Genomic DNA, 21,924 nt, shown 5'->3' on the forward strand with positions numbered 1-21,924 from the left:
CCAGGGGCCGTCACTCTCACGCCTCCGGGATGTCGAACCGGGCCAGGTCCCGCAGCCATGCCCGCGCGTTGCTGTCGGACGGTGCGCGCCAGTCGCCGCGCGGGGAAAGCGAACCCCCGGCCGAGACCTTGGGCCCGTTGGGCATGGCGGAGCGCTTGAACTGCGCGAACCCGAAGTAGCGGCGGCAGAAGACCTCCAGCCAGCGTCGGATCTCCGGCAGGTCGTACGCCACCCGCTTGGCCTCAGGGAAGTTCGGCGGCCAGGCGCCGCCCTCCGCGTCGTGCCACGCGTGCCAGGCCAGGAAGGCGATTTTCGACGGCCGGAAGCCGTACCGCAGCACGTGGAAGAGCGTGAAGTCGTGCAGCGCGTACGGCCCGATCTTCGACTCCGTCGACTGCATCTCCTCACCCGGCACCAACTCCGGGCTGATCTCGGTGTCGAGGATCGCGGCGAGCGTCTTGCCGGTCTCGTCGTCGAACTGGCCGCTGCTGATGACCCAGCGGATCAGATGCTGGATCAGTGTCTTCGGCACGCCCGAGTTGACGTTGTAGTGGCTCATCTGGTCGCCGACGCCGTACGTGGACCAGCCGAGCGCCAGCTCCGAGAGGTCACCGGTGCCGAGCACGATGCCGCCGCGCTGGTTGGCCAGCCGGAAGAGATAGTCCGTGCGCAGACCCGCCTGCACGTTCTCGAAGGTGACGTCGTACACCGGCTCGCCGGAGGCGAACGGGTGCCCCATCTCCCGCAGCATCAGCCGTGCGGTCGGCGTGATGTCCAGCTCGGCCGCGGTGACGCCGAGCGAGTTCATCAGCTTGTGGGCGTTGTCCTTGGTGTGGTCGCTGGTGGCGAAGCCGGGCAGCGTCCAGGCCAGGATGTCGCTGCGCGGGCGGCCCGCGCGGTCCATCGCGCGGGCGGCGACGATCAGCGCGTGCGTGGAGTCCAGGCCGCCGGACACCCCGATGACCACCTTCGGGCCGCCGATCGCCGCGAGGCGCTGCTGGAGGCCCTCAACCTGGATGTTGTAGGCCTCGTAGCAGTCCAGGGCGAGGCGGTCGGGGTCGGCCGGCACGAACGGGAAGCGCTCCAGACGACGGCGCAACCCCAGGTCGGTGAGCGGCGGATCGAGCTCGAAGGAGACCGTGCGGAAGTCGCTCGTCCGCGCCTGATGCGTGCGGCGGTTGTCGTCGAACGTGCCCGTCCGCTGCCGCTCCTGACGCAGCAGGTCCAGGTCCACGTCGGCCACCGCGTACTCGTCGCCGAGCGGGAACCGCTCGGTCTCGGCCAGCAGCGAGCCGTTCTCGTAGATCATGGTCTGCCCGTCCCAGGACAGGTCGGTGGTCGACTCGCCGAGGCCGGCCGCCGCGTAGACGTACGCGGCGAGGCAGCGGGAGGACGCCGAGCGGCACAGCAGCTTGCGGTCCTCGGCCCGCCCGACGGTGATGGGGCTGCCCGAGAGGTTGACGAGGACGGTCGCACCGGCGAGGGCCGCCTCCGCGCTGGGCGGCACCGGCACCCACATGTCCTCGCAGATCTCGGCATGGAGCACGAGACCGGGAACGTCCTCCGCGGCGAACAGCAGATCCACGCCGAACGGTACGGTCTCGCCGCCGACCCGGATCGATCCGCCGCGCTCGTCGGCGCCGTCGCCGATCTGCCGGCGCTCGTAGAACTCCCGGTAGTTCGGCGGGTACGACTTGGGGACCACACCGAGGATCCGGCCGCGGTGCACGATCACCGCGCAGTTGTAGATCCGGTTGCGGTGGCGCAGCGGGGCACCGACGACCAGTACCGGCAGCAGGTCCGCCGACCCGGCCACCACCTCGCCGAGCGCCTCCTCGACCTGGTCGAGCAGCGCGTCCTGCAGCAGCAGGTCCTCGATCGAGTAGCCGCACAGCACCATCTCCGGGAAGACGGCGACGGCGACCCCCTCGTCGGCGCACCGGCGTGCGTGGCGCAGGACCGCTGGGGCGTTGGCGTGCGGGTCGGCGATGACGGTGTGACCCGTGCACGCGGCGACACGTGCGAAGCCGTGCTGATAGATCGACCAGAAGTTCAACGGAGGCACTGGCCCAGTGTAATCGTCAGAGCGACGCGATGAGGGGCGTGGGTGTGATGAGGGGCGTGGAGTGTTGTGTACCCCACGCCCCCTACGGCACCTACCGCACCTACCGCGTCAGCGGATCAGTGACGGCGGTACGACTGCACGTAGCCGTTCGCGGGCGAGCCCACGCCGGTGACGTCGTCGTAGCCCTTCACCGCGGACAGCGAGCTGTCCTTGCCGAGGCTGCGGACCGAGGTCGCGAGGCCACCGGCGGCGTCGAAGCCGTTCACGAAGTCGATACGGGCCACCGCCAGGCCGGAGCCTGTCGGGTTGTCCGTGACGTCGTGGAAGACACCCGTCTTGCCGTACTTGCCGTAGATCGCCGGGTTGGCGAAGCCGATCGCCTTGCCGCCCTGGGCCTCCTGGGCCAGCGCCTGGACCGCCGCGATCACCGGGGCGGCCAGCGAGGTGCCGCCGATGCGGTACTCGCTGTACTGCTCGGTGCCGTCCGGGAAGGTCTGGGTCTGGCCGACCTTGAAGCCGGTGTTCGGGTCGGCGATGGCCGCGATGTCCGGGACGACGCGGTTGCCGGCGGCGTTGTTGGCCGTGGCCAGCGCCTTCGGGACGACGTTCTTCTGGTAGTACGGCTGCGGCACGGTCTTGCTGGTGCCGCCGCCCGCGCCCGAGGTGAAGGCGCCGGGGAAGCCGGTCCAGCTCTTGCCGTCGGCCGACAGGGTCGCCTTCTCGGTGCCCCAGCCGGTCTCCCACTGGTACTTGTCGCCCTTGCCGACGGCCAGCGAGGTACCGCCGACCGCGGTCACCCACGCCGAGTTGGCCGGGGTGTCGACCTGCTTCGTACCGGTGTTGGCGACCTCGTCGCCGTTGTCACCGGAGGAGAAGTAGAAGCCGATGCCCTGCACCGCGCCGAACTGGAAGACCTGGTCGTAGGCGGCCGCGAGGTCCGGCGTCTGGTTGGCCTCGATGTCGCCCCAGGAGTTGGAGACGATGTCGGCCAGGTGGTTGTCGACGATCTTGCTGAGCGAGTCGAGCAGATCGTCGTCGTAGCAGGAACCGGCGCCCACGTAGGTCACGTTGGCGGCCGGCGCGACCGCGTGCACGGCCTCGACGTCGAGGGTCTCCTCGCCGTACCAGCCGGCCGCGCCGCACTCCTTGGTCTTCGTGTACTTCTTCGGCAGCACCTGGTTCAGCTGACCGGTCTTCCAGGCCGCGTCACCGTGCTTGTTCGCGTAGGTGGCCGCGTCGAAGGCGATGGTCGGCGAGGCGTACGCGTCCGTGATGGCGATGCGGACGCCCTTGCCGGTGTACGTGCCGGCGCCGTAGGCGGCGCGCAGCTGCTTGCCGGTGTAGCCCTGGACGGCGTACGGGATCTTCGTGCCGTACGCGTCCGGCAGCGTGGTCGCGATGTTCGAGCCGTAGTACGAGGAGAACGGCCCGGAGTTCTTGAACACCGCGTCCGGCGGCGGCAGCTGGTCGTTGTGCGTCGCCTTGTGCGGCGCGTTGTCCAGGCCGGTGACGGTCAGGACGGCGCCCTTGAGGCTCTGCGGCACCGAGGCCGTCTTCGACGGCGCGTGGTAGGTCTTCGCGCCCTTGGTGTAGTTGTGCAGCTGGGTGCCGAACGCCTTCTCGGCGGCGGACACGTCACCGGTGACGGCGATGTAGTGCTGCGTGACCTTCGTGACCGTGAGGCCCGACGACGTGAGCCAGGACTTGACGGCGGCCACCTGGGCCTTGGTCGCACCGAAGCGGGCCTGCGTCTGCTTGGCGCTCAGGTACTTGCCGTACGCCTTCGAGCTCGGGTCGGACACCGCCTTGGCATAGGCGGCGAGGCCGGCCGCGTTCCGGCCGGAGAGGTACACCCGGGCGGAGACCTGGGCGCTGTTCGAGGTGGCGCCCTTGTCCGCCTTGGTCGTGGCCCAGGCGGGCTTGGTGCCCGCGAGGGCGTTTCGGCCCGGGTTGTCCACGGCGTGCGCCGCGGGTATGCCGAGCGCCAGCGCACCGGCGATCATGGGCAGTGTCGCTGCCATGCTCACGCCGGCGCGCACCTTGGCGCGGTTGGATCTCATAGAACCCCCTGCGATGCGGTTCGCATGCATGTAGTGGTCGGTACGTCGTGGATCCGGGCGCCGGCCCGCGGCGGTTAGGCCCGCGAATGGATCACACGATGGGGGCCACTCTTTCGATGAACCGTTCATGCCAGGGGAACGCTAAAGTCAAGAGAACCCCAAGGAACCGTCATCCGGGGTGAATTGCGGCTTTCGTCCTGGTGGCCGTGTTACGAACGCGGCTTTGCGCCCCGTTCCTTCAACATGTCGGCCATCAGCTGGATCTCGGACTGCTGTGCGTCGACCATGCCCTGTGCGAGCTTCTTCTCCACGCCGACGGTGCACTTGGCGACGCACCCCTCGGCCATGTGGATGCCGCCCTTGTGATGGTCCGTCATCAACTGGAGGAAGAAGATCTCGGCCTGCTTGCCGCTGAGGGTGCCGAGCTTCTTCAGGTCGGCGTTGGTCGCCATGCCCGGCATCAGCGCGCCGTCCTTGCCGGACGCCATGTCGCCCATGCCCATCCAGGTCATCGGCGGCTTCGCCGACACCTTCGGCAGCTCCCACAGGTCCAGCCAGCCCAGCAGCATGCCGCGCTGGTTGGCCTGCGTCTGCGCGATGTCGTAGGCGAGTCGGCGTACTTCCTCGTCCGTCGTACGGTCGCGCACGATGTACGACATCTCGACGGCCTGCTGGTGGTGGACCGCCATGTCCCGCGCGAACCCGGCGTCCGCCGAGTCGGTGCCCGGGGTCCCTGTCCCCGAGCCACCGTCCTCGGCGACCGCGTAGGTGATCGCACCGGCGGCGACGAGCACGGCCGCCGCGGCGCCCGCGATCCAGCCGATGTGCCGCCTCACTTCATCGTCCCGCCGGTGCACGAGGCGCCCGGCTCGGGCGTCTGCTTGCCCTGGACGTAGGTGGAGAAGAACTTGTCGACGGCCGGGTCGCTCGCGCTCTTCACCGTGAGCTGGTGGCCCCACGCCGAGAGAATGAGCGGCGCCGCCTGGTTCTCGTACGGGCTCATGAGCGTGTACGGCGTCTTCTTCACCTTGGCCGCGAGCGCGTCGACGTCGGCCTTGTCCGCCTTGCTGGTGTACGTCACCCAGACCGCGCCGTGCTCCAGCGAGTGCACGGCGTTCTCGTCCTTCACGGCCGAGGTGTAGACGTCACCGTTGCAGTTGAGCCAGACCGGGTTGTGGTTGCCGCCCACCGGCGGGTGCATCGGGTACTTCACGGACGTGGTGACATGGGTCCGGGCCAGCTTGCCGGACCAGGTCTGCACCCCGTCCTTGCCCGTGGTGAAGTGGCCCGAGTCCCCGGAGCCCTTCGAGTCGCTGGCCGTGCTGTCGCTGTCCTTCTGCGAGTTCACGAGCACCACACCGCCGACGACGAGACCGGCGACCACCACCACGCTCGCGGCGATGGTGAGCACCCGGTTGCGGCGCTCGCGGGCCTGCTCGGCGCGCCGCATCTCCTCGATGCGCGCCTTGCGCGCGGTGGTGTTGCTGTTCTTGGCGGAACCCATGGCTGTTGTCCTTCTGGGGGAAAGGGCCGGAACGGACGGGACGGTCGGGCTCGCTGATCGTAATGGGGAAGAGGCACCCTGCCGCAGGGAGGGCAGGGGAAAGAATATTTGAACGCCGAATGCGCATTATTTACGCTGCGGGTATGCGGCTGCTGCGCTCCACCGACCTCGCCCTGCGCCTCCTGATGCGGCTCGCCGTCGCCGGTGCCTCCACCCCCACGACGCGCCAGGTCGCGGCGGACATGGACGTGCCGTACACGCACGCCGCGAAGGTGGTGGCCGAGCTCCAGCACCTCGGCCTCGTCGACGCCCGGCGCGGCCGGGGCGGGGGTCTCGCGCTCAGCGAGAAGGGGCGCACGGCATCGGTCGGGGCCGTGGTGCGCACGTTCGAGGGGGACGGCGAGACCGTCGAATGCGAGGGTTCCTCGCCCTGCCCCCTGAACTCCGCCTGCCGGCTGCGCGGCGCCCTGCGCCGGGCCCAGGAGGCGTTCTACGCGGCGCTGGACCCGGTCACGCTGGAGGAGATGGTCGCAGGGCCGACCGGCCCACTGCTGCTGGGGATCTCCTCGCGGCCTTAGTGCTGGGCGTCCCTAGGCCATCCCTGGGCCCTGTCGTCACATTCCCGTCTGCCCCGCGACGCCATGCACGCTCCCCCAAGCTCTTCGAGCAGGGGGCCCCACGACGCCGATAGGCCCGCCCTCCGGGCGACGACGGGAATTTGATGACAGGACCCAGTGCTGCGCGTCCTCAGTTCTGCGCAAGCCACAGGTCGGGACCGAACACCTCGTAGTGGATGTCGGCCGGGGCCACGCCCCGCTCGATCAGCTGGGTCCGCACCGCGCGCATGAAGGGCAGCGGACCGCACAGGTACGCGCGCGTGCCGGGCTCCACCGGTACGACCGTGAGGTCGACGAGCCCCGAGCGGTCGGCCGGCTCGGCGTCCTGCTCGTAGAAGAAGTGCACGGTGCCGTCGGCCAGCTTGGCGGCGTACGCCTCGTGGTCGTTGCGCAGCGCGTGGTCGGCGGGGGAGCGGTCGCCGTGCACGACGGTGACCGGGGCGCGATGGCCGTCCTCCGCGAGCTGCGCCAGCATCGCGATCATCGGGGTCACACCGATGCCGGCGGAGGCGAGCAGCAGCGGGGTGTCCGTGTCGTCGTCCAGGACCAGGTCGCCGTAGGGGGCGGACAGCTCCAGCACGGTGCCCGCCGCCACGTACGCGTGCAGGTGGTTGGAGACCTCGCCCTCGGGCGTCGTACCGCCGGACACCCGCTTCACGCTGAGCTGCCGCTCGGTCGCGCCGGGCGCCCCGGAGAGGCTGTACTGCCGTATCTGGCGGGCGCCGTCGGGGAGGGTGACGCGCACGGAGACGTACTGGCCCGCGCGGAAGCCGCGCACCGGGCCGCCGTCCACCGGCCGCAGCCGCAGGGTGATGACGTCGGCGGTCTCCGTGACCCGCTCGGTGACCTCCCACTCGCGCCAGCCGGTCTCGTCGGCGCTCTCCTCGTACAGCCGCCGCTCGATCGCGATCAGGGCGTTCGCCATCAGCCAGTAGACCTCGTCCCAGGCGGCCGCGACCTCGGGCGTGACGGCCTCGCCGAGGACCTCGACGATGGCGGCGAAGAGGTGCTCGTGGACGATCGGGTAGTGCTCGGGCGCGACGCCCAGCGAGGCGTGCTTGTGGGCGATGCGGCTCAGCATCGCGTCGGGCCGCTGGTCGGGGTGCTCGACGAGATGCGTGGCGAAGGCGGCGATGGACCCCGCCAGGGCCTGGCGCTGGGTGCCGGCGGCCTGGTTGCCCCGGTTGAACAGGTCGCGCAGCAGTTCGGGGCGGGCCGTGAAGAGTCCGGCGTAGAAACGTTCGGTGATCTCGCCGATGGCGGCGCCGACGGCGGGAAGGGTGGCTCGGACGGTGGCAGCGGACTGCTCGGACAGCATCGGGGCTCCTGGGCTCCTGAGGTGGGCTGTGGTCGTCAGCCATTAAAACTTGCATCTTGAATGCAAATTAAAGCGGGGGTGGGGGAACGCGACCGGCCATTACTTATGTCACTCCGAGCAGGCAAGATGGGCGGCAGAGCAGTACACCTGCCGGACGCGACGCGTTCAGGCCGAGGTCGGCCGGGCGATCATGGTCCGCAACGCGCGTGAAATGGTGTTGTGGTGTGATGCTCAGGTGCCCGACCGCCTCCCGGCACCATCCGGGAAGGACGGCCTGACCAGCAAGGATGGGGAAGCGGAAGATGGACAAGCAGCAGGAGTTCGTGCTCCGGACGTTGGAGGAGCGCGACATCCGGTTCGTGCGCCTGTGGTTCACCGACGTGCTGGGCTTCCTCAAGTCCGTGGCCGTGGCCCCCGCCGAGCTGGAGCAGGCCTTCGACGAGGGCATCGGCTTCGACGGCTCCGCCATCGAGGGCTTCGCCCGTGTGTACGAGTCCGACATGATCGCCAAGCCGGACCCGTCGACCTTCCAGGTGCTGCCATGGCGCGCCGAGGCCCCGGGCACCGCCCGCATGTTCTGCGACATCCTCATGCCGGACGGCTCCCCGTCCTTCGCGGACCCGCGCTACGTCCTCAAGCGCGCCCTGGCCCGCACCTCCGACCTGGGCTTCACCTTCTACACCCACCCCGAGATCGAGTTCTTCCTGCTGAAGGACCGCCCGCTGGACGGCACGCGCCCGACGCCCGCCGACAACTCCGGCTACTTCGACCACACCCCCCAGAACATCGGCATGGACTTCCGCCGCCAGGCGATCACCATGCTGGAGTCGATGGGCATCTCGGTCGAGTTCTCCCACCACGAGGGCGCGCCGGGCCAGCAGGAGATCGACCTGCGCTACGCCGACGCCCTGTCCACGGCGGACAACATCATGACGTTCCGCCTGGTCATGAAGCAGGTGGCACTGGAGCAGGGCGTGCAGGCGACCTTCATGCCGAAGCCCTTCTCCGAGCACCCCGGCTCCGGCATGCACACCCACCTGTCCCTCTTCGAGGGCGACCGCAACGCGTTCTACGAGTCCGGCGCCGAGTACCAGCTCTCCAAGGTCGGCCGCTCCTTCATCGCGGGCCTGCTCAAGCACGCCGCGGAGATCTCCGCCGTCACCAACCAGTGGGTCAACTCCTACAAGCGCATCTGGGGCGGCTCCGAGCGCACGGCCGGCGCCGGCGGCGAGGCGCCCTCGTACATCTGCTGGGGCCACAACAACCGCTCGGCCCTGGTCCGCGTGCCCATGTACAAGCCCGGCAAGACCGGCTCGGCGCGCGTGGAGGTCCGCTCCATCGACTCCGGTGCGAACCCGTACCTCGCCTACGCCCTCCTGCTGGCGGCGGGCCTCAAGGGCATCGAGGAGGGCTACGAGCTCCCGCCCGGCGCCGAGGACGACGTCTGGGCCCTGTCCAACGCCGAGCGCCGCGCGATGGGCATCGAGCCCCTCCCGCAGAACCTCGGCGAGGCCCTGACCCTGATGGAGACCAGCGACCTCGTCGCCGAGACCCTCGGCGAGCACGTCTTCGACTTCTTCCTGCGCAACAAGCGCCAGGAGTGGGAGGAGTACCGCTCCGAGGTCACGGCGTTCGAGCTGCGCAAGAACCTGCCGGTTCTGTAGGGGCAGGCACGTGGAGGGGCTACGTCGCAGCCCCTCCGTTGCGGGCCTCGCGCTCCTCGCACGTGGGGTCGCCCGTCCGGCCGTACGGTGGAGATCCTGAGCGGCTCGGCCACCGCGGACCAGGTGGGTGCGGTGGCGGAATTCCTCGCCGACCGCTTCGGAGCCGGTGTCGGGCTCTGCGGTTAGGCTCGGGCCAGGACGACCTTGATCCGAGGGGAGGCCGCGGATGACGCCGGGGCGCAGGAGCAGTACCTTCACCCGGCTGCTGCGGCACGGTTTCACCGACCCGTCGGCGGCCGAGCGGCTCCTGGACAGCGCCGAGCTCTCCGCCGTCCGCGACGACCCGGTCCTCCTGGAGGCGCTGGGCGCCACCGCCGACCCGGACCTCGCCCTGCACGGACTCGTACGGCTCCTGGAGGCCCAGCCCGGCCCCACGGCCCACCGGGAGCTGCTGGACACCCTGATAGCGGCCAAGCCGCTGCGCGACCGTCTGCTCGGCGTCCTCGGCGCGTCCGCCGCCCTCGCCGACCACCTCGCCCGGCACCCGCGGGACTGGGAAGCCCTCGTCACCTACGAGCCGCGCGACCTGCACCCCGGGGTGGAGGAGTTCGAGCGGGGCCTGGCCGGCGCGAGTGACCCGGTCTCCCTGCGCGTCGCCTATCGCCGCTGCCTGCTGTCCATCGTCGCCCGTGACGTGTGCGGCACCACCGGCGTCGCCGAGACCGCCGCCGAGCTCGCCGACCTCGCCACCGCCACCCTGCGCGCCGCCCTCGGCATCGCCACGGCCGCCGCCCCCGACGACGCCGCCCTGTGCCGGCTCGCGGTGATCGCGATGGGCAAGTGCGGCGGCCACGAGCTGAACTACGTCTCCGACGTGGACGTGATCTTCGTCGGCGAGGCCCTGGACGGCGCCGACGAGGGCAAGGCACTGCGGTCCGCCACCAAACTGGCCTCGCACATGATGCGGATCTGCTCGGAGACGACGGTCGAGGGCTCCATCTGGCCCGTGGACGCCAATCTCCGCCCCGAAGGCCGCAACGGCCCGCTCGTCCGCACCCTCAGCAGCCACCTCGCCTACTACCAGCGCTGGGCCAAGACCTGGGAGTTCCAGGCGCTGCTCAAGGCCCGCCCGGTGGCCGGCGACAGCGAACTGGGGCAGGACTACATCGCCACGCTCGACCCCCTGATCTGGAAGGCCGCGGAACGCGAGAACTTCGTCGCCGACGTGCAGAAGATGCGCCGCCGCGTCGTCGAGAACATCCCCGCCGCCGAGATCGAGCGCGAGCTGAAGCTCGGCCCCGGCGGTCTGCGGGACGTCGAGTTCGCCGTCCAGCTACTGCAGCTGGTGCACGCCCGCTCCGACGCCTCGCTGCGCAGCGGCACCACCCTGGACGCCCTCAGGGCCCTGGCCGAGGGCGGCTACGTCGGCCGCGGCGACGCCGTCCAGCTCGACGAGGCCTACCGCTTCCTGCGCTCCATGGAGCACCGCATCCAGCTCTACCGGCTGCGCCGCACCCACCTCGTCCCCGAGGAAGAGGCCGACCTGCGCCGCCTGGGCCGCTCCCTGGGCCTGCGCGCCGACCCGGTGGCCGAGCTGACCCGGGAGTGGAAGCGGCACACGGGCGTCGTACGGCGCCTGCACGAGAAGCTCTTCTACCGCCCGCTGCTCGACGCCGTCGCCCAGCTCGCCCCCGGCGAGGCCCGGCTGAGCCCCGAGGCGGCCCGCGAACGCCTGGTCGCCCTCGGTTACGCCGACCCCGCCGCCGCCCTGCGCCACCTGGAGGCGCTGGCCTCGGGCGTCACCCGCAAGGCCGCCATCCAGCGCACCCTGCTGCCGGTGCTGCTGGGCTGGTTCGCGGACTCCGCCGACCCCGACGCGGGCCTGCTCAACTTCCGCAAGGTCTCCGACGCGCTCGGCAAGACACCCTGGTATCTGCGGCTGCTGCGCGACGAGGGCGCCGCGGCCGAGAACCTCGCCCGTGTCCTGTCCGCCGGGCGCCTCGCCCCCGATCTGCTGATGCGCGCCCCCGAGGCGGTCGCCCTGCTCGGCGACGGGGACGGCGGCAGCGGGCTGGAACCGCGCGGACGCGCGCACCTGGAGCAGGAGATACTCGCCGCGGTCGGCCGCGCCGAGAACGCGGAGCAGGGCGTCACGGCCGCGCGTGGCGTGCGCCGCCGGGAGCTGTTCCGTACGGCCGCCGCGGACATCGTCGACTCCTACGGCACCGAGACGAAGCCCGCCGAGCCCGACCAGGGAGCGCTGGTCGACCGCGTCGGCACCGCGGTCTCCGACCTCACGGCGGCGACGCTCGCGGGCACGCTGCGGGCCGTGGTCCGCGACGGCTGGGGCGACACGCTGCCCACCCGCTTCGCGATCATCGGCATGGGCCGGTTCGGCGGCAACGAACTGGGATACGGCTCCGACGCCGACGTCCTGTTCGTCCACGAGCCACGGGAGGGTGTCGAGGAACGGGAGGCCGCGGACGCGGCCAACAAGGTCGTCTCGGAGATGCGCCGCCTGCTCCAGATCCCCAGCGCCGACCCGCCCCTGCTCATCGACGCGGACCTGCGCCCGGAGGGCAAGTCGGGCCCGCTCGTACGGACCCTGAAGTCGTACGAGGCCTACTACCGCCGCTGGTCCCTGGTCTGGGAGTCGCAGGCGCTGCTGCGGGCCGAGCCGGTCGCCGGGGACGAGGAACTGGCCGGCCGCTTCATCGAGCTCATCGACCCCCTGCGCTACCCGGCGGAGGGCCTCGGCGACGAGGCGGTCCGCGAGATCCGGCGCCTGAAGGCCCGCATGGAGTCCGAGCGCCTGCCGCGCGGCGCCGACCCCAAGCTCCACACCAAGCTCGGCCCCGGCGGCCTCTCCGACGTCGAGTGGACCGTCCAGCTGCTGCAGCTCCGGCACGGCTGGGTGGAGTCCGGCCTGCGCACCACGCGCACCCGTGAGGCGCTGGCTGCCGCCCGCGCGGCGGACCTGATCTCCACCGAGGACGCGGCGACCCTGGACGAGGCCTGGGTCCTCGCCACGCGCGTCCGCAACGCGGTCATGCTGGTCCGCGGCCGAGCCGGCGACACGTTCCCCTCGGAAAGCCGAGAACTGGCCGCGGTGGGCCGCTACCTCGGCTACGGCCCCGGCCACGCGGGCGACATGCTCGACGCATACCGCCGCACGACGCGCAGGGCACGGGCGGTAGTGGACGAACTCTTCTACGGAGCGTGAGCCTCCGGCGGTTCGGCAGGAGGGTTCCCTGGTGGTGCGGGGGCTTCACTGCCGTGACGGTTCGGGGGCTTTGTGAAGGCTGTGATGGTCCGGGTACGCGGTGAAACCGCCGGTCACCGCCGTCGTGGCCGGGCGCCGCTGCGGCGGGTTATGGGGCCGTCGGCCCCAGGGAGGCGGGCGCAGCTGCCCGGCCGGGCTGCAACGCCACGGCGCTCAGCCGCCACGGCCTTGACCGGCGGTGCCGGAAAGTTGAACCTCCGGCCCGAGCCGCGCAGCGGTCACGCCTTGTTCGGGAGTAGGGGGCCCACCCTGCCCCGGCCCGGCACCATGCGCGGCAGTGCGTAGGGCAGGGTGCCGTACCACAGGCCTGCCACCGTGTAGCCGAAAGTGAGGCAGAGGATGCCGCCCACCGCGTCCAGCCAGAAGTGGTTGGCCGTGGCGACGATGACCAGCAGGGTCGACGCCGGGTAGAGCAGGCCCAGGACGCGGATCCACGGGGTTTTGGCCAGCGCGAAGATCGTGAGGCCGCACCACAGGGACCAGCCGATGTGCATCGACGGCATCGCGGCGTACTGGTTCGACATGTGCTTCAGATCCCCCGAGGCCATCGAACCCCAGGTGTGGTGGACCATCACGGTGTCGACGAAGTGGCCGCCGTTCATCAACCGCGGCGGGGCGAGTGGATACAGGTAGTAACCGACCAGGGCCACGCCCGTCGTCGCGAACAACACCAGACGTGTCGCCGCGTAACGGCCCGGGTGGCTGCGGTACAGCCACACCAGCACGGCCAGCGTCACCACGAAGTGCAGCGTCGCGTAGTAGTAGTTCATGCCCACGACCAGCCAAGACGCCGAGTTCACGGTGTGGTTGACCGACTCCTCGACGGCGATTCCCAGCCGGTGCTCGGTCCTCCAGAGCCAGTCGGCGTTGCGCAGCGCCGCACCCCGTTGCTCCGGAACCGCGTTGCGGATGAGCGAGTACGTCCAGTAACTCACCGCGATCAGCAGGACCTCGAACCAGAGACGGGGCCGCCGCGGAGTGCGCAACCGGCGGAGGAAACCCTGTTCGCCCTCGCCCGTGACGGCCTGCGGAACGGCCACCTGCTCGCGACCTTCCGGTTCTGTCACGGTCGAGTCACTCATAGGCACAGAGTCTGCCAGAAAAGGCTTGTCCGACCGATCATCCCAAGGTCGGGTTCCTGCCGCACGTTCTACCGCGGGACGACTCCCGGGCCTCCTACCAGCGCAGTGTGCGGAATGGGGGATTTCTCCCCCTCAGGGAGGACTCCAGGCGGGTTCAGGAATCGGGCAGGGATCAGGGAGGAATCAGGGACGATTCCGCTCCCCGGGGGCCGAAGCGGTCGAGCCGCGCACCACCAGTTCCGGCATGAAGACGAACTCGCTGTGCGGAGCGGGCGTCCCCCCGATCTCCTCCAGCAGCGTGCGCACCGCGGCCTGCCCCATCGCCGGCACCGGCTTGCGGACCGTGGTGAGCGGCGGATCGGTGAAGGCGATCAGCGGGGAGTCGTCGAAGCCCACCACCGAGACGTCCCGGGGCACTTCCAGACCCCGCTGCCGGGCGGCCCGTATCGCACCCAGAGCCATCATGTCGCTGGCGCACACCACCGCCGTACAGCCGCGCTCGATGAGCGCCGTGGCGGCCGCCTGGCCGCCCTCCAGGGTGTACAGCGAGTGCTGCACCAGCTCCGTCTCGATCACCTCGGCGCTCAGCCCCACCTGGTCCTGCATCGCGCGCACGAAGCCCTCGATCTTGCGCTGCACCGGCACGAACCGCTTCGGCCCCAGGGCGAGACCGATGCGGGTGTGCCCCAGGGAGGCGAGGTGCGTCACGGCCAGCGTCATCGCCGCCCGGTCGTCCGGCGAGATGAACGGTGCCTGCACCTTCGGCGAGAAGCCGTCGACCAGCACGAACGGCACACCCTGCGCCCGCAGCCGCTCATAGCGCTGCATGTCGGCGGTGGTGTCCGCGTGCAGTCCGGAGACATAGATGATCCCGGCGACCCCGCGGTCGACGAGCATCTCGGTCAGCTCGTCCTCCGTCGACCCGCCCGGCGTCTGCGTGGCCAGAATCGGTGTGTAGCCCTGCCGGGTCAGCGCCTGGCCGATGACCTGGGCCAGCGCCGGGAATATCGGGTTCTCCAGCTCCGGGGTTATCAGGCCCACCAGGCCCTCGCTGCGCTGCCGCAGCCGTACCGGACGCTCGTAACCGAGCACGTCCAGCGCGGCCAGCACGGACTGGCGGGTGGTGGCGGCGACGCCCGGCTTCCCGTTGAGGACGCGGCTTACGGTCGCTTCGCTCACCCCCGCCTGCGCTGCGATGTCGGCAAGCCGTGTGGTCACGGCACCGGACTGTACCGGCCGTACCTCGCCTTGCGCACCAATGGGACGCCGTGCGCGGGCGGCCCCACGGCCCGCTGTGGGTTGCTGCGTCATCGCGCTCCCTCGTCCTTCTGGTCGGCTGGTCGGCGTCCGTTCCGCAAGGGATGATTCCCGTCTTGGAAAGCTGTGGCAAGAGCTTGCAGAGTCTTGCACAACTGTGCGCCTGCCCGCTGATCGGCTGGGCAGCAGGGTTGCGGCGGGGTCTAGCCGAGGTCACAACGAGGTAACCCTCGTGTTCTCTTGCACTTTTTTTCTGCAAGGTCTTTCGCAACGCTTACATCGCTGTTACGTTCTCGACGCCCGGCGGCCGCAAAGGCGCAGTCGGCAAGTCGCAGGAGCGGCGGACGGGACCGCTCTCTGCACCACTCGGGCTTTAACCCTCAAGGAGAACTCATGCGGCGTGGCATAGCGGCCTCCGCGCTGGTGGCGTCCCTCGCCCTCACGGCGACGGCGTGCGGCGGGAGCGACAGCGGCAGTGACAAGGCGGACGGCCCGGTCACCATCACCTGGTGGGACACGTCCAACGCCACGAATGAGGCACCGACGTACCAGGCCTTGATCAAGGACTTCGAGGCCGCCAACAAGAACATCAAGGTCAAGTACGTCAACGTGCCCTTCGACCAGGCGCAGAACAAGTTCGACACCGCCGCCGGCTCCAAGGGCGCCCCGGACTTGCTGCGCTCCGAGGTCGGCTGGACCCCGGCCTTCGCCAAGAAGGGCTACTTCCTGCCGCTGGACGGCACCGACGCCCTCGCGGACAAGGACAAGTTCAAGTCCAACCTGATCACGCAGGCGCAGTACGAGGGCAAGACGTACGGCGTGCCGATCGTCACCGACACCCTCGCGCTCGTCTACAACAAGGCCCTCTTCAAGAAGGCCGGCATCAGCGAGGCCCCCAAGACCTGGACCGAGCTGAAGGCCGACGCCGCGAAGCTCAAGGCCAAGGCCGGCGTCGACGGCTACTGGGGCTCCACCCAGGCCTACTACGCCCAGTCCTTCCTCTACGGCGAGGGCACCGACACGGTCGACGCCTCCGCCAAGAAGATCACGGTCAACTCGGACGCCGCCAAGAAGGCGTACGGCACCTGGCTGAGCCTCTTCTCCGGCAAGGGCCTGCACAAGGCCGACACCACCGCGGACGCCTACGCCCACATCCAGGACGCGTTCGTCAACGGCAAGGTCGCCGCGATCATCCAGGGCCCCTGGGAGATCACGAACTTCTACAAGGGCTCGGCCTTCAAGGACAAGTCCAACCTGGGCATCGCCACCGTCCCGGCCGGCTCCTCCGGCAAGGCGGGCGCCCCGACCGGCGGCCACAACCTCTCGGTCTACGCCGGCTCCGACAAGGCCCACCAGGCCGCCGCGCTGAAGTTCGTCAACTTCATGACCTCGGCGAAGTCCCAGTCGACCATCGCCCTGAAGAACTCCACGCTGCCCACCCGTGACGACGCCTACACCGACCAGGTCAAGGCCGACCCGGGCATCGCCGGCTACGGCACGGTCCTTGCCGCCGCCCAGCCGCGCCCCGCGCTGCCCGAGTACAGCTCCCTGTGGGGCCCGCTGGACACCGAGCTGCCCAAGATCGCCGGCGGCAAGGAGTCCCTGGACAAGGGCCTGAGCAACGCTGAGCTCGCGATCCAGAAGCTGGTTCCGGACTTCAGCAAGTAAGCCCCCTGTGGCCGCCGGATCTCCCTAGGAACATGGGGGGAGAGATCCGGCGGCCACCGGCCGTGCCCAGCCCGTCCCCCTTGAACATCCAGAAGGTGTCGAACCATGACAGTCGCCATCGACCGCGCGACCGGCAAGCGCCGCGGTGACCGCGCGCCTCGGCCCGGGCTGGGCCAGCGCCTGAAGAACGGATTCCAGAAGCACTGGTACGCCTACGCGATGATCGCCCCGGTGGCCGTCGTGCTCGGCGTCCTGGTGATCTACCCCCTGGTGTACGGCCTCTATCTGACCCTCACCGACGCCAACAGCCTCAACACGGCCCGCACCATCGGCGTCAACCACATCGATGCGACATACAAGTTCATCGGCCTCGACAACTACAAGGACATCCTGTTCGGCCCGACGTCGTACGACCGCTTCTGGTCGCACTTCATCTGGACGATCGTATGGACGGCGCTCTGTGTCGCCCTGCACTACGGCATCGGTCTCGGCCTCGCCCTGCTGCTCAACCAGAAGCTGCGCGGCCGCACCTTCTACCGGCTGATCCTGATCCTGCCGTGGGCCGTGCCCACCTTCGTCACCGTGTTCGGCTGGCGCTTCATGCTCGCCGACGGCGGCATCATCAACTCCTTCCTCCACACGCTCCACCTGCCGACACCGGACTGGCTGGAGGACACCTTCTGGCAGCGCTTCGCCGCCATCATGGTCAACACCTGGTGCGGTGTGCCGTTCATGATGGTCTCGCTGCTCGGCGGCCTGCAGTCCATCGACTCCACCCTCTACGAGGCCGCCGAGATGGACGGCGCCAACGCCTGGCAGCGGTTCCGGTACGTCACCCTTCCGGGGCTCAGGTCCGTCAGCTCCACCGTCGTACTGCTCGGCATCATCTGGACGTTCAACCAGTTCGCCGTCATCTTCCTGCTGTTCGGCAACACCGCCCCCGACGCGCAGATCCTGGTCACCTGGGCCTACTACCTCGGCTTCGGACAGCAGCCGCGTGACTTCGCTCAGTCCGCCGCCTACGGCATCCTGCTGTTGGCCATCCTGATCGTCTTCACCTCGTTCTACCGCCGCTGGCTGAACCGCAACGAGCAGCAGCTCGCGATCTGAGGCAGGAGCCCCCATGAGCACCACGACACCTCCCGAGATCACCGCCGAAAAGCCGGTGACCCCGCAGGCTCTTGCCGCGCAGAACGGCGGCCCCGCGCGCCGCCGGGGCGAACGCGGCCTCATCGCCTCCCTCGCCTCCCACGGCATCCTCGTCGTCGCGAGCCTGATCGCGCTCTTCCCGATCGCCTGGCTGACCTTCCTCTCACTCGGCCCGGACAAGGACGACTACCTCCACCCCGGAGGCATCTGGTCGAAGATGACGTTCGACAACTACTCGTTCGTCCTCCAGCACACGAACTTCTTCGACTGGATGAAGAGTTCGCTGATCGTCTCGCTGGGCACCACGGTCATCGGTGTGATGGTCGCCGCCACCACCGGCTACGCCGTCTCCCGCATGCGCTTCCCCGGCTACAAGAAGCTGATGTGGGTGCTGCTGGTCACCCAGATGTTCCCGATCGCCGTCCTCATCGTGCCGATGTACCAGATCCTCTCGGACCTGCAGCTCATCGACACCTACTTCGGCCTGATCCTCGTCTACTGCTCGACCGCGGTTCCCTACAGCGCCTGGCTGCTCAAGGGGTACTTCGACACCATCCCCTTCGAGATCGACGAGGCGGGACGCGTCGACGGCCTGAGCCCCTTCGGTACCTTCGCCCGGCTGATCCTGCCGCTCGCCAAGCCCGGACTTGCCGTCGCGGCCTTCTACAACTTCATCACCGCCTTCGGCGAGGTCGCCTTCGCCTCGACGTTCATGCTGGACGACAGCAAGTACACCTTCGCCGTCGGTCTGCAGAGCTTCGTCAGCGAGCACGACGCGCAGCGCAACCTGATGGCCGCCACGGCCGTGCTCGTCGCGATACCCGTCTCCGCGTTCTTCTACCTCGTGCAGAAGAACCTGGTGACCGGCCTCACCGCCGGCGGCACGAAGGGCTGAGCCCCTCAAGGAAAAGGCTCCCGCGCGCCTGACCGCGCGGGTGGCGGCCGCGGTGCTCCTCCGACCCCGCTGGCACCGCGGCCGCCTCACACACCCCCGGCCCTACACCCGCCGCCGTACGCAGACCCCCATGACCCGAACCGAGTTACGCATCAAGGACGCCATGAGCCAGCAGCACCCTGCCGCCCCGGCCCCGACCGCCGCCGTCGTCACCGTCGCCAAGCGCCGCGACTGGTGGCGGGACGCGGTGATCTACCAGGTCTATCCGCGCAGCTTCGCCGACAGCAACGGCGACGGCATGGGCGACCTGGAGGGCGTACGCTCCAGACTTCCGTACCTGCGCGACCTCGGCGTGGACGCCGTATGGCTCAGCCCCTTCTACGCCTCGCCGCAGGCCGACGCCGGCTACGACGTCGCCGACTACCGCGCCGTGGACCCCATGTTCGGCAACCTCCTGGACGCCGACGCGCTGATCCGTGACGCCCGCGAACTGGGCCTGCGCATCATCGTCGACCTGGTCCCCAACCACTCTTCCGACCAGCACGAGTGGTTCAAGCGCGCGCTCGCCGAGGGGCCCGGCTCGCCGCTGCGCGACCGCTACCACTTCCGCCCCGGCAAGGGCGAGAACGGCGAACTCCCGCCCAACGACTGGGAGTCCATCTTCGGCGGCCCGGCGTGGACGCGCGTGACGGAGCCGGACGGCACTCCCGGCGAGTGGTACCTGCACCTCTTCGCCCCCGAGCAGCCCGACTTCAACTGGGAGCACCCGGCGGTCGGCGACGAGTTCCGCTCGATCCTGCGCTTCTGGCTGGACATGGGCGTCGACGGCTTCCGCATCGACGTCGCCCATGGACTGGTGAAGGCGGCGGGCCTCCCGGACCTCGGCTCCCACGACCAGCTGAAACTGCTGGGCAACGATGTCATGCCGTTCTTCGACCAGGACGGCGTGCACGCCATCTACCGCCAGTGGCGCGTGGTCCTCGACGAGTACGCCGGCGAGCGCATCTTCGTGGCCGAGGCATGGACCCCGACCGTCGAACGCACCGCGAACTACGTCCGCCCCGACGAGCTGCACCAGGCCTTCAACTTCCAGTACCTGGGCACGGAGTGGGACGCCGAGGAGCTGCGGACGGTCATCGACCGCACCCTGGAGGCCATGCGCCCGGTGGGCGCCCCCGCCACCTGGGTGCTGTCCAACCACGATGTCACCCGCCACGCCACCCGCTTCGCCAACCCGCCCGGCCTCGGCACCCAGATCCGCACCGCGGGCGACCGCGAACTGGGTCTGCGCCGGGCCCGTGCCGCCACGCTCCTGATGCTGGCGCTGCCCGGATCGGCGTACATCTACCAGGGCGAGGAGCTCGGCCTGCCCGACGTCGTCGACCTGCCCGACGAGGTGCGCCAGGACCCGGCGTTCTTCCGGGGCGCCGGTCAGGACGGCTTCCGTGACGGCTGCCGCGTCCCGATCCCGTGGACCCGTACGGGCTCGTCGTACGGCTTCGGCAGCGGCGGCAGCTGGCTTCCGCAGCCCGCGACCTGGGCCGAGCTGAGCGTCGAGGCGCAGACGGGCTTGCCGGGTTCGACGCTGGAGCTGTACCGCTCCGCGCTGAGCGCCCGCCGCTCGCAGCCGGACCTCGGAGCCGGCGACTCCGTGGAGTGGCTGCGCGCCCCCGAGGGCGTCCTGGCCTTCCGGCGCGGGGAGTTCGTGTGCGTCGCGAACACGACGGGGGAGTCGGTGACGACCCCGGCGTACGGCCGTGTCCTGCTCGCCAGCGGTGAACTGACGGAGGCCGACGGCGAGGCGAAGGTGCCCGCGGACACGACCGTGTGGTGGACGACCGCGTGATCACCGCCGCATAACTTCTTGCATCAACTTTCAACGGCCCGCTGCCCTTTTGGGTGGCGGGCCTTTAACATCTCGCCAACCGAAAGGTTTCAGCAAGGTTTCAGCAAGAGCCTTCAACGACGAAGGAACCCCCACATGGCACGTAGAACCCTCTCCGGAGCGCTGGCTCTCACGGCCGCCGCCATTGTCATGACCCCGACGGTCGCACACGCCTCCCCGCCGGGCACCAAGGACGTCACCGCGGTCCTCTTCGAGTGGAAGTACGCCTCGGTCGCCCGCGAGTGCACCAACGCCCTCGGTCCCGCCGGCTATGGATACGTGCAGGTCTCCCCGCCTGCCGAGCACATACAGGGCCCGCAGTGGTGGACGTCGTACCAGCCCGTGAGCTACAAGATCGCGGGCCGCCTCGGCGATCGCGCGGCCTTCCAGAACATGGTGAACACCTGCCACGCGGCGGGCGTCAAGGTCGTCGTCGACACGGTCGTCAACCACATGGCGGCGGGCAGCGGCACCGGCACCGGCGGCTCGTCGTACACGAAGTACGACTACCCAGGCCTGTACTCCTCCTACGACTTCGACGACTGCACGGCCCAGGTCACCAACTACGCCGACCGCTGGAACGTCCAGCACTGCGAACTCGTCGGCCTCGCCGACCTCGACACCGGCGAGGAGTACGTCCGCAAGACCATCGCCGGCTATATGAACGACCTGCTCACCCTCGGCGTGGACGGCTTCCGCATCGACGCCGCCAAGCACATCCCCGCGGAGGACCTGGCCAACATCAAGACCCGTCTGACCAACCCCTCCGTCTACTGGAAGCAGGAGGTCATCTACGGCGCGAACGAGGCCGTCCAGCCCACCGAGTACACCGGCAACGGAGACGTCCAGGAATTCCGCTACGCCTACGACCTCAAGCGCGTCTTCAACAACGAGCGCCTCGCCTATCTGAAGAACTACGGCGAGGGCTGGGGCTATATGAGCAGCTCGGTGGCCGGTGTCTTCGTCGACAACCACGACACCGAGCGCAACGGCTCCACCCTCAACTACAAGGACGGCGCGAACTACACCCTGGCCAACGTCTTCATGCTGGCCTACCCCTACGGCGCCCCGGACATCAACTCCGGCTACGAGTGGGCGGACGTGGACGCGGGCCCGCCGAACGGCGGCACGGTCAACGCCTGCTGGCAGGACGGCTGGAAGTGCCAGCACGCCTGGCCGGAGATCAAGTCGATGGTCGCCTTCCGCAACGCGACGCGCGGCCAGTCGGTGACGAACTGGTGGGACAACGGCTACCAGACCATCGCCTTCGGCCGGGGGAACAAGGGCTATGTGGCGATCAACCACGAGTCCTCGTCCCTGACCCGGACGTACCAGACGTCCCTGTCGGCGGGCACCTATTGCAACGTCCAGAACAACACGACGGTGACGGTGAACTCCAGTGGGCAGTTCACCGCCACCCTGGGCAGCAACACGGCGCTCGCGATCTACGCGGGCAAGTCGAGCTGCTGAACCCCGC

General features: G+C 69.5%; 15 protein-coding genes. 8 read left to right on the forward strand and 7 right to left on the reverse strand.

Annotated features, from left to right (window positions below; translation table 11 throughout):
• Positions 1-16: 16 nt before the first annotated feature.
• From ACZ4EG_RS14255 to ACZ4EG_RS14270, 4 genes are all read right to left on the reverse strand, one after another.
• Complete coding sequence (locus ACZ4EG_RS14255) at positions 17-2,065, reverse strand: NAD(+) synthase (RefSeq protein ID WP_467790842.1); 2,049 nt, start codon at positions 2,063-2,065, stop codon at positions 17-19.
• 116 nt (positions 2,066-2,181) lie between these two features.
• Positions 2,182-4,125, reverse strand: coding sequence for a S53 family peptidase (locus ACZ4EG_RS14260; protein WP_467790843.1), 1,944 nt, complete (start codon positions 4,123-4,125; stop codon positions 2,182-2,184).
• 209 nt (positions 4,126-4,334) lie between these two features.
• Positions 4,335-4,961 (reverse strand): DUF305 domain-containing protein, encoded by a 627-nt coding sequence (locus ACZ4EG_RS14265; RefSeq protein ID WP_453558697.1) that lies wholly within the window; start codon positions 4,959-4,961, stop codon positions 4,335-4,337.
• Positions 4,958-5,629 carry a DUF3105 domain-containing protein gene (locus ACZ4EG_RS14270; protein WP_453558694.1) on the reverse strand — a complete coding sequence of 224 codons (672 nt, stop codon included), beginning with the start codon at positions 5,627-5,629 and terminating at the stop codon, positions 4,958-4,960. Before ACZ4EG_RS14270 ends, ACZ4EG_RS14265 begins: the two co-directional genes overlap by 4 nt.
• Positions 5,630-5,772: 143 nt before the next feature.
• On the opposite strand from ACZ4EG_RS14270, the gene ACZ4EG_RS14275 reads away from it, so the two are divergent.
• Positions 5,773-6,207, forward strand: a complete 435-nt coding sequence (locus tag ACZ4EG_RS14275; protein ID WP_453558691.1) for an RrF2 family transcriptional regulator — start codon at positions 5,773-5,775, stop codon at positions 6,205-6,207.
• Between the two features lie 169 nt (positions 6,208-6,376).
• On the opposite strand, the gene ACZ4EG_RS14280 is transcribed toward ACZ4EG_RS14275, so the two are convergent.
• Positions 6,377-7,564: a globin domain-containing protein gene (locus tag ACZ4EG_RS14280; protein ID WP_467790844.1), complete on the reverse strand. Its 1,188-nt coding sequence runs from the start codon at positions 7,562-7,564 to the stop codon at positions 6,377-6,379.
• Positions 7,565-7,866: 302 nt separating this feature from the next.
• Between ACZ4EG_RS14280 and ACZ4EG_RS14285 the strand changes: the two genes are divergently transcribed.
• Positions 7,867-9,228 (forward strand): glutamine synthetase family protein, encoded by a 1,362-nt coding sequence (locus ACZ4EG_RS14285; RefSeq protein WP_263208043.1) that lies wholly within the window; start codon positions 7,867-7,869, stop codon positions 9,226-9,228.
• Positions 9,229-9,454: 226 nt separating this feature from the next.
• The gene (locus tag ACZ4EG_RS14290; RefSeq protein ID WP_467790845.1) at positions 9,455-12,451 is read left to right on the forward strand and encodes a bifunctional [glutamine synthetase] adenylyltransferase/[glutamine synthetase]-adenylyl-L-tyrosine phosphorylase; all 2,997 of its coding nucleotides are present in this window, start codon (positions 9,455-9,457) and stop codon (positions 12,449-12,451) included.
• Positions 12,452-12,729: 278 nt separating this feature from the next.
• Here the strand turns inward: ACZ4EG_RS14290 and ACZ4EG_RS14295 are convergent, their stop codons facing one another.
• Both ACZ4EG_RS14295 and ACZ4EG_RS14300 read right to left on the reverse strand, forming a co-directional pair.
• The gene (locus ACZ4EG_RS14295) at positions 12,730-13,593 is read right to left on the reverse strand and encodes a phosphatase PAP2 family protein (protein WP_453558682.1); all 864 of its coding nucleotides are present in this window, start codon (positions 13,591-13,593) and stop codon (positions 12,730-12,732) included.
• Between the two features lie 183 nt (positions 13,594-13,776).
• A complete protein-coding gene (locus tag ACZ4EG_RS14300; RefSeq protein WP_363298842.1) occupies positions 13,777-14,811 on the reverse strand; it encodes a LacI family DNA-binding transcriptional regulator in 1,035 nt (344 codons plus the stop codon).
• A 432-nt stretch (positions 14,812-15,243) separates the two neighbouring features.
• Between ACZ4EG_RS14300 and ACZ4EG_RS14305 the strand changes: the two genes are divergently transcribed.
• The 5 genes from ACZ4EG_RS14305 (at position 15,244) to ACZ4EG_RS14325 (ending at position 21,917) form a co-directional block, all read left to right on the forward strand.
• Positions 15,244-16,518, forward strand: a complete 1,275-nt coding sequence (locus tag ACZ4EG_RS14305) for an extracellular solute-binding protein (RefSeq protein ID WP_467790846.1) — start codon at positions 15,244-15,246, stop codon at positions 16,516-16,518.
• A 105-nt stretch (positions 16,519-16,623) separates the two neighbouring features.
• Complete coding sequence (locus ACZ4EG_RS14310; protein ID WP_467790847.1) at positions 16,624-17,628, forward strand: carbohydrate ABC transporter permease; 1,005 nt, start codon at positions 16,624-16,626, stop codon at positions 17,626-17,628.
• Positions 17,629-17,641: 13 nt separating this feature from the next.
• The gene (locus tag ACZ4EG_RS14315; protein WP_453558676.1) at positions 17,642-18,562 is read left to right on the forward strand and encodes a sugar ABC transporter permease; all 921 of its coding nucleotides are present in this window, start codon (positions 17,642-17,644) and stop codon (positions 18,560-18,562) included.
• Positions 18,563-18,725: 163 nt separating this feature from the next.
• Entirely contained in the window at positions 18,726-20,408 is a 1,683-nt protein-coding gene (locus ACZ4EG_RS14320; protein ID WP_453558763.1) for a glycoside hydrolase family 13 protein, read from the forward strand.
• Between the two features lie 135 nt (positions 20,409-20,543).
• Positions 20,544-21,917, forward strand: a complete 1,374-nt coding sequence (locus ACZ4EG_RS14325) for an alpha-amylase (protein WP_467790848.1) — start codon at positions 20,544-20,546, stop codon at positions 21,915-21,917.
• The last annotated feature ends 7 nt before the right edge of the window (positions 21,918-21,924 follow it).

This window comes from Streptomyces sp. NPDC025638, assembly GCF_055558775.1.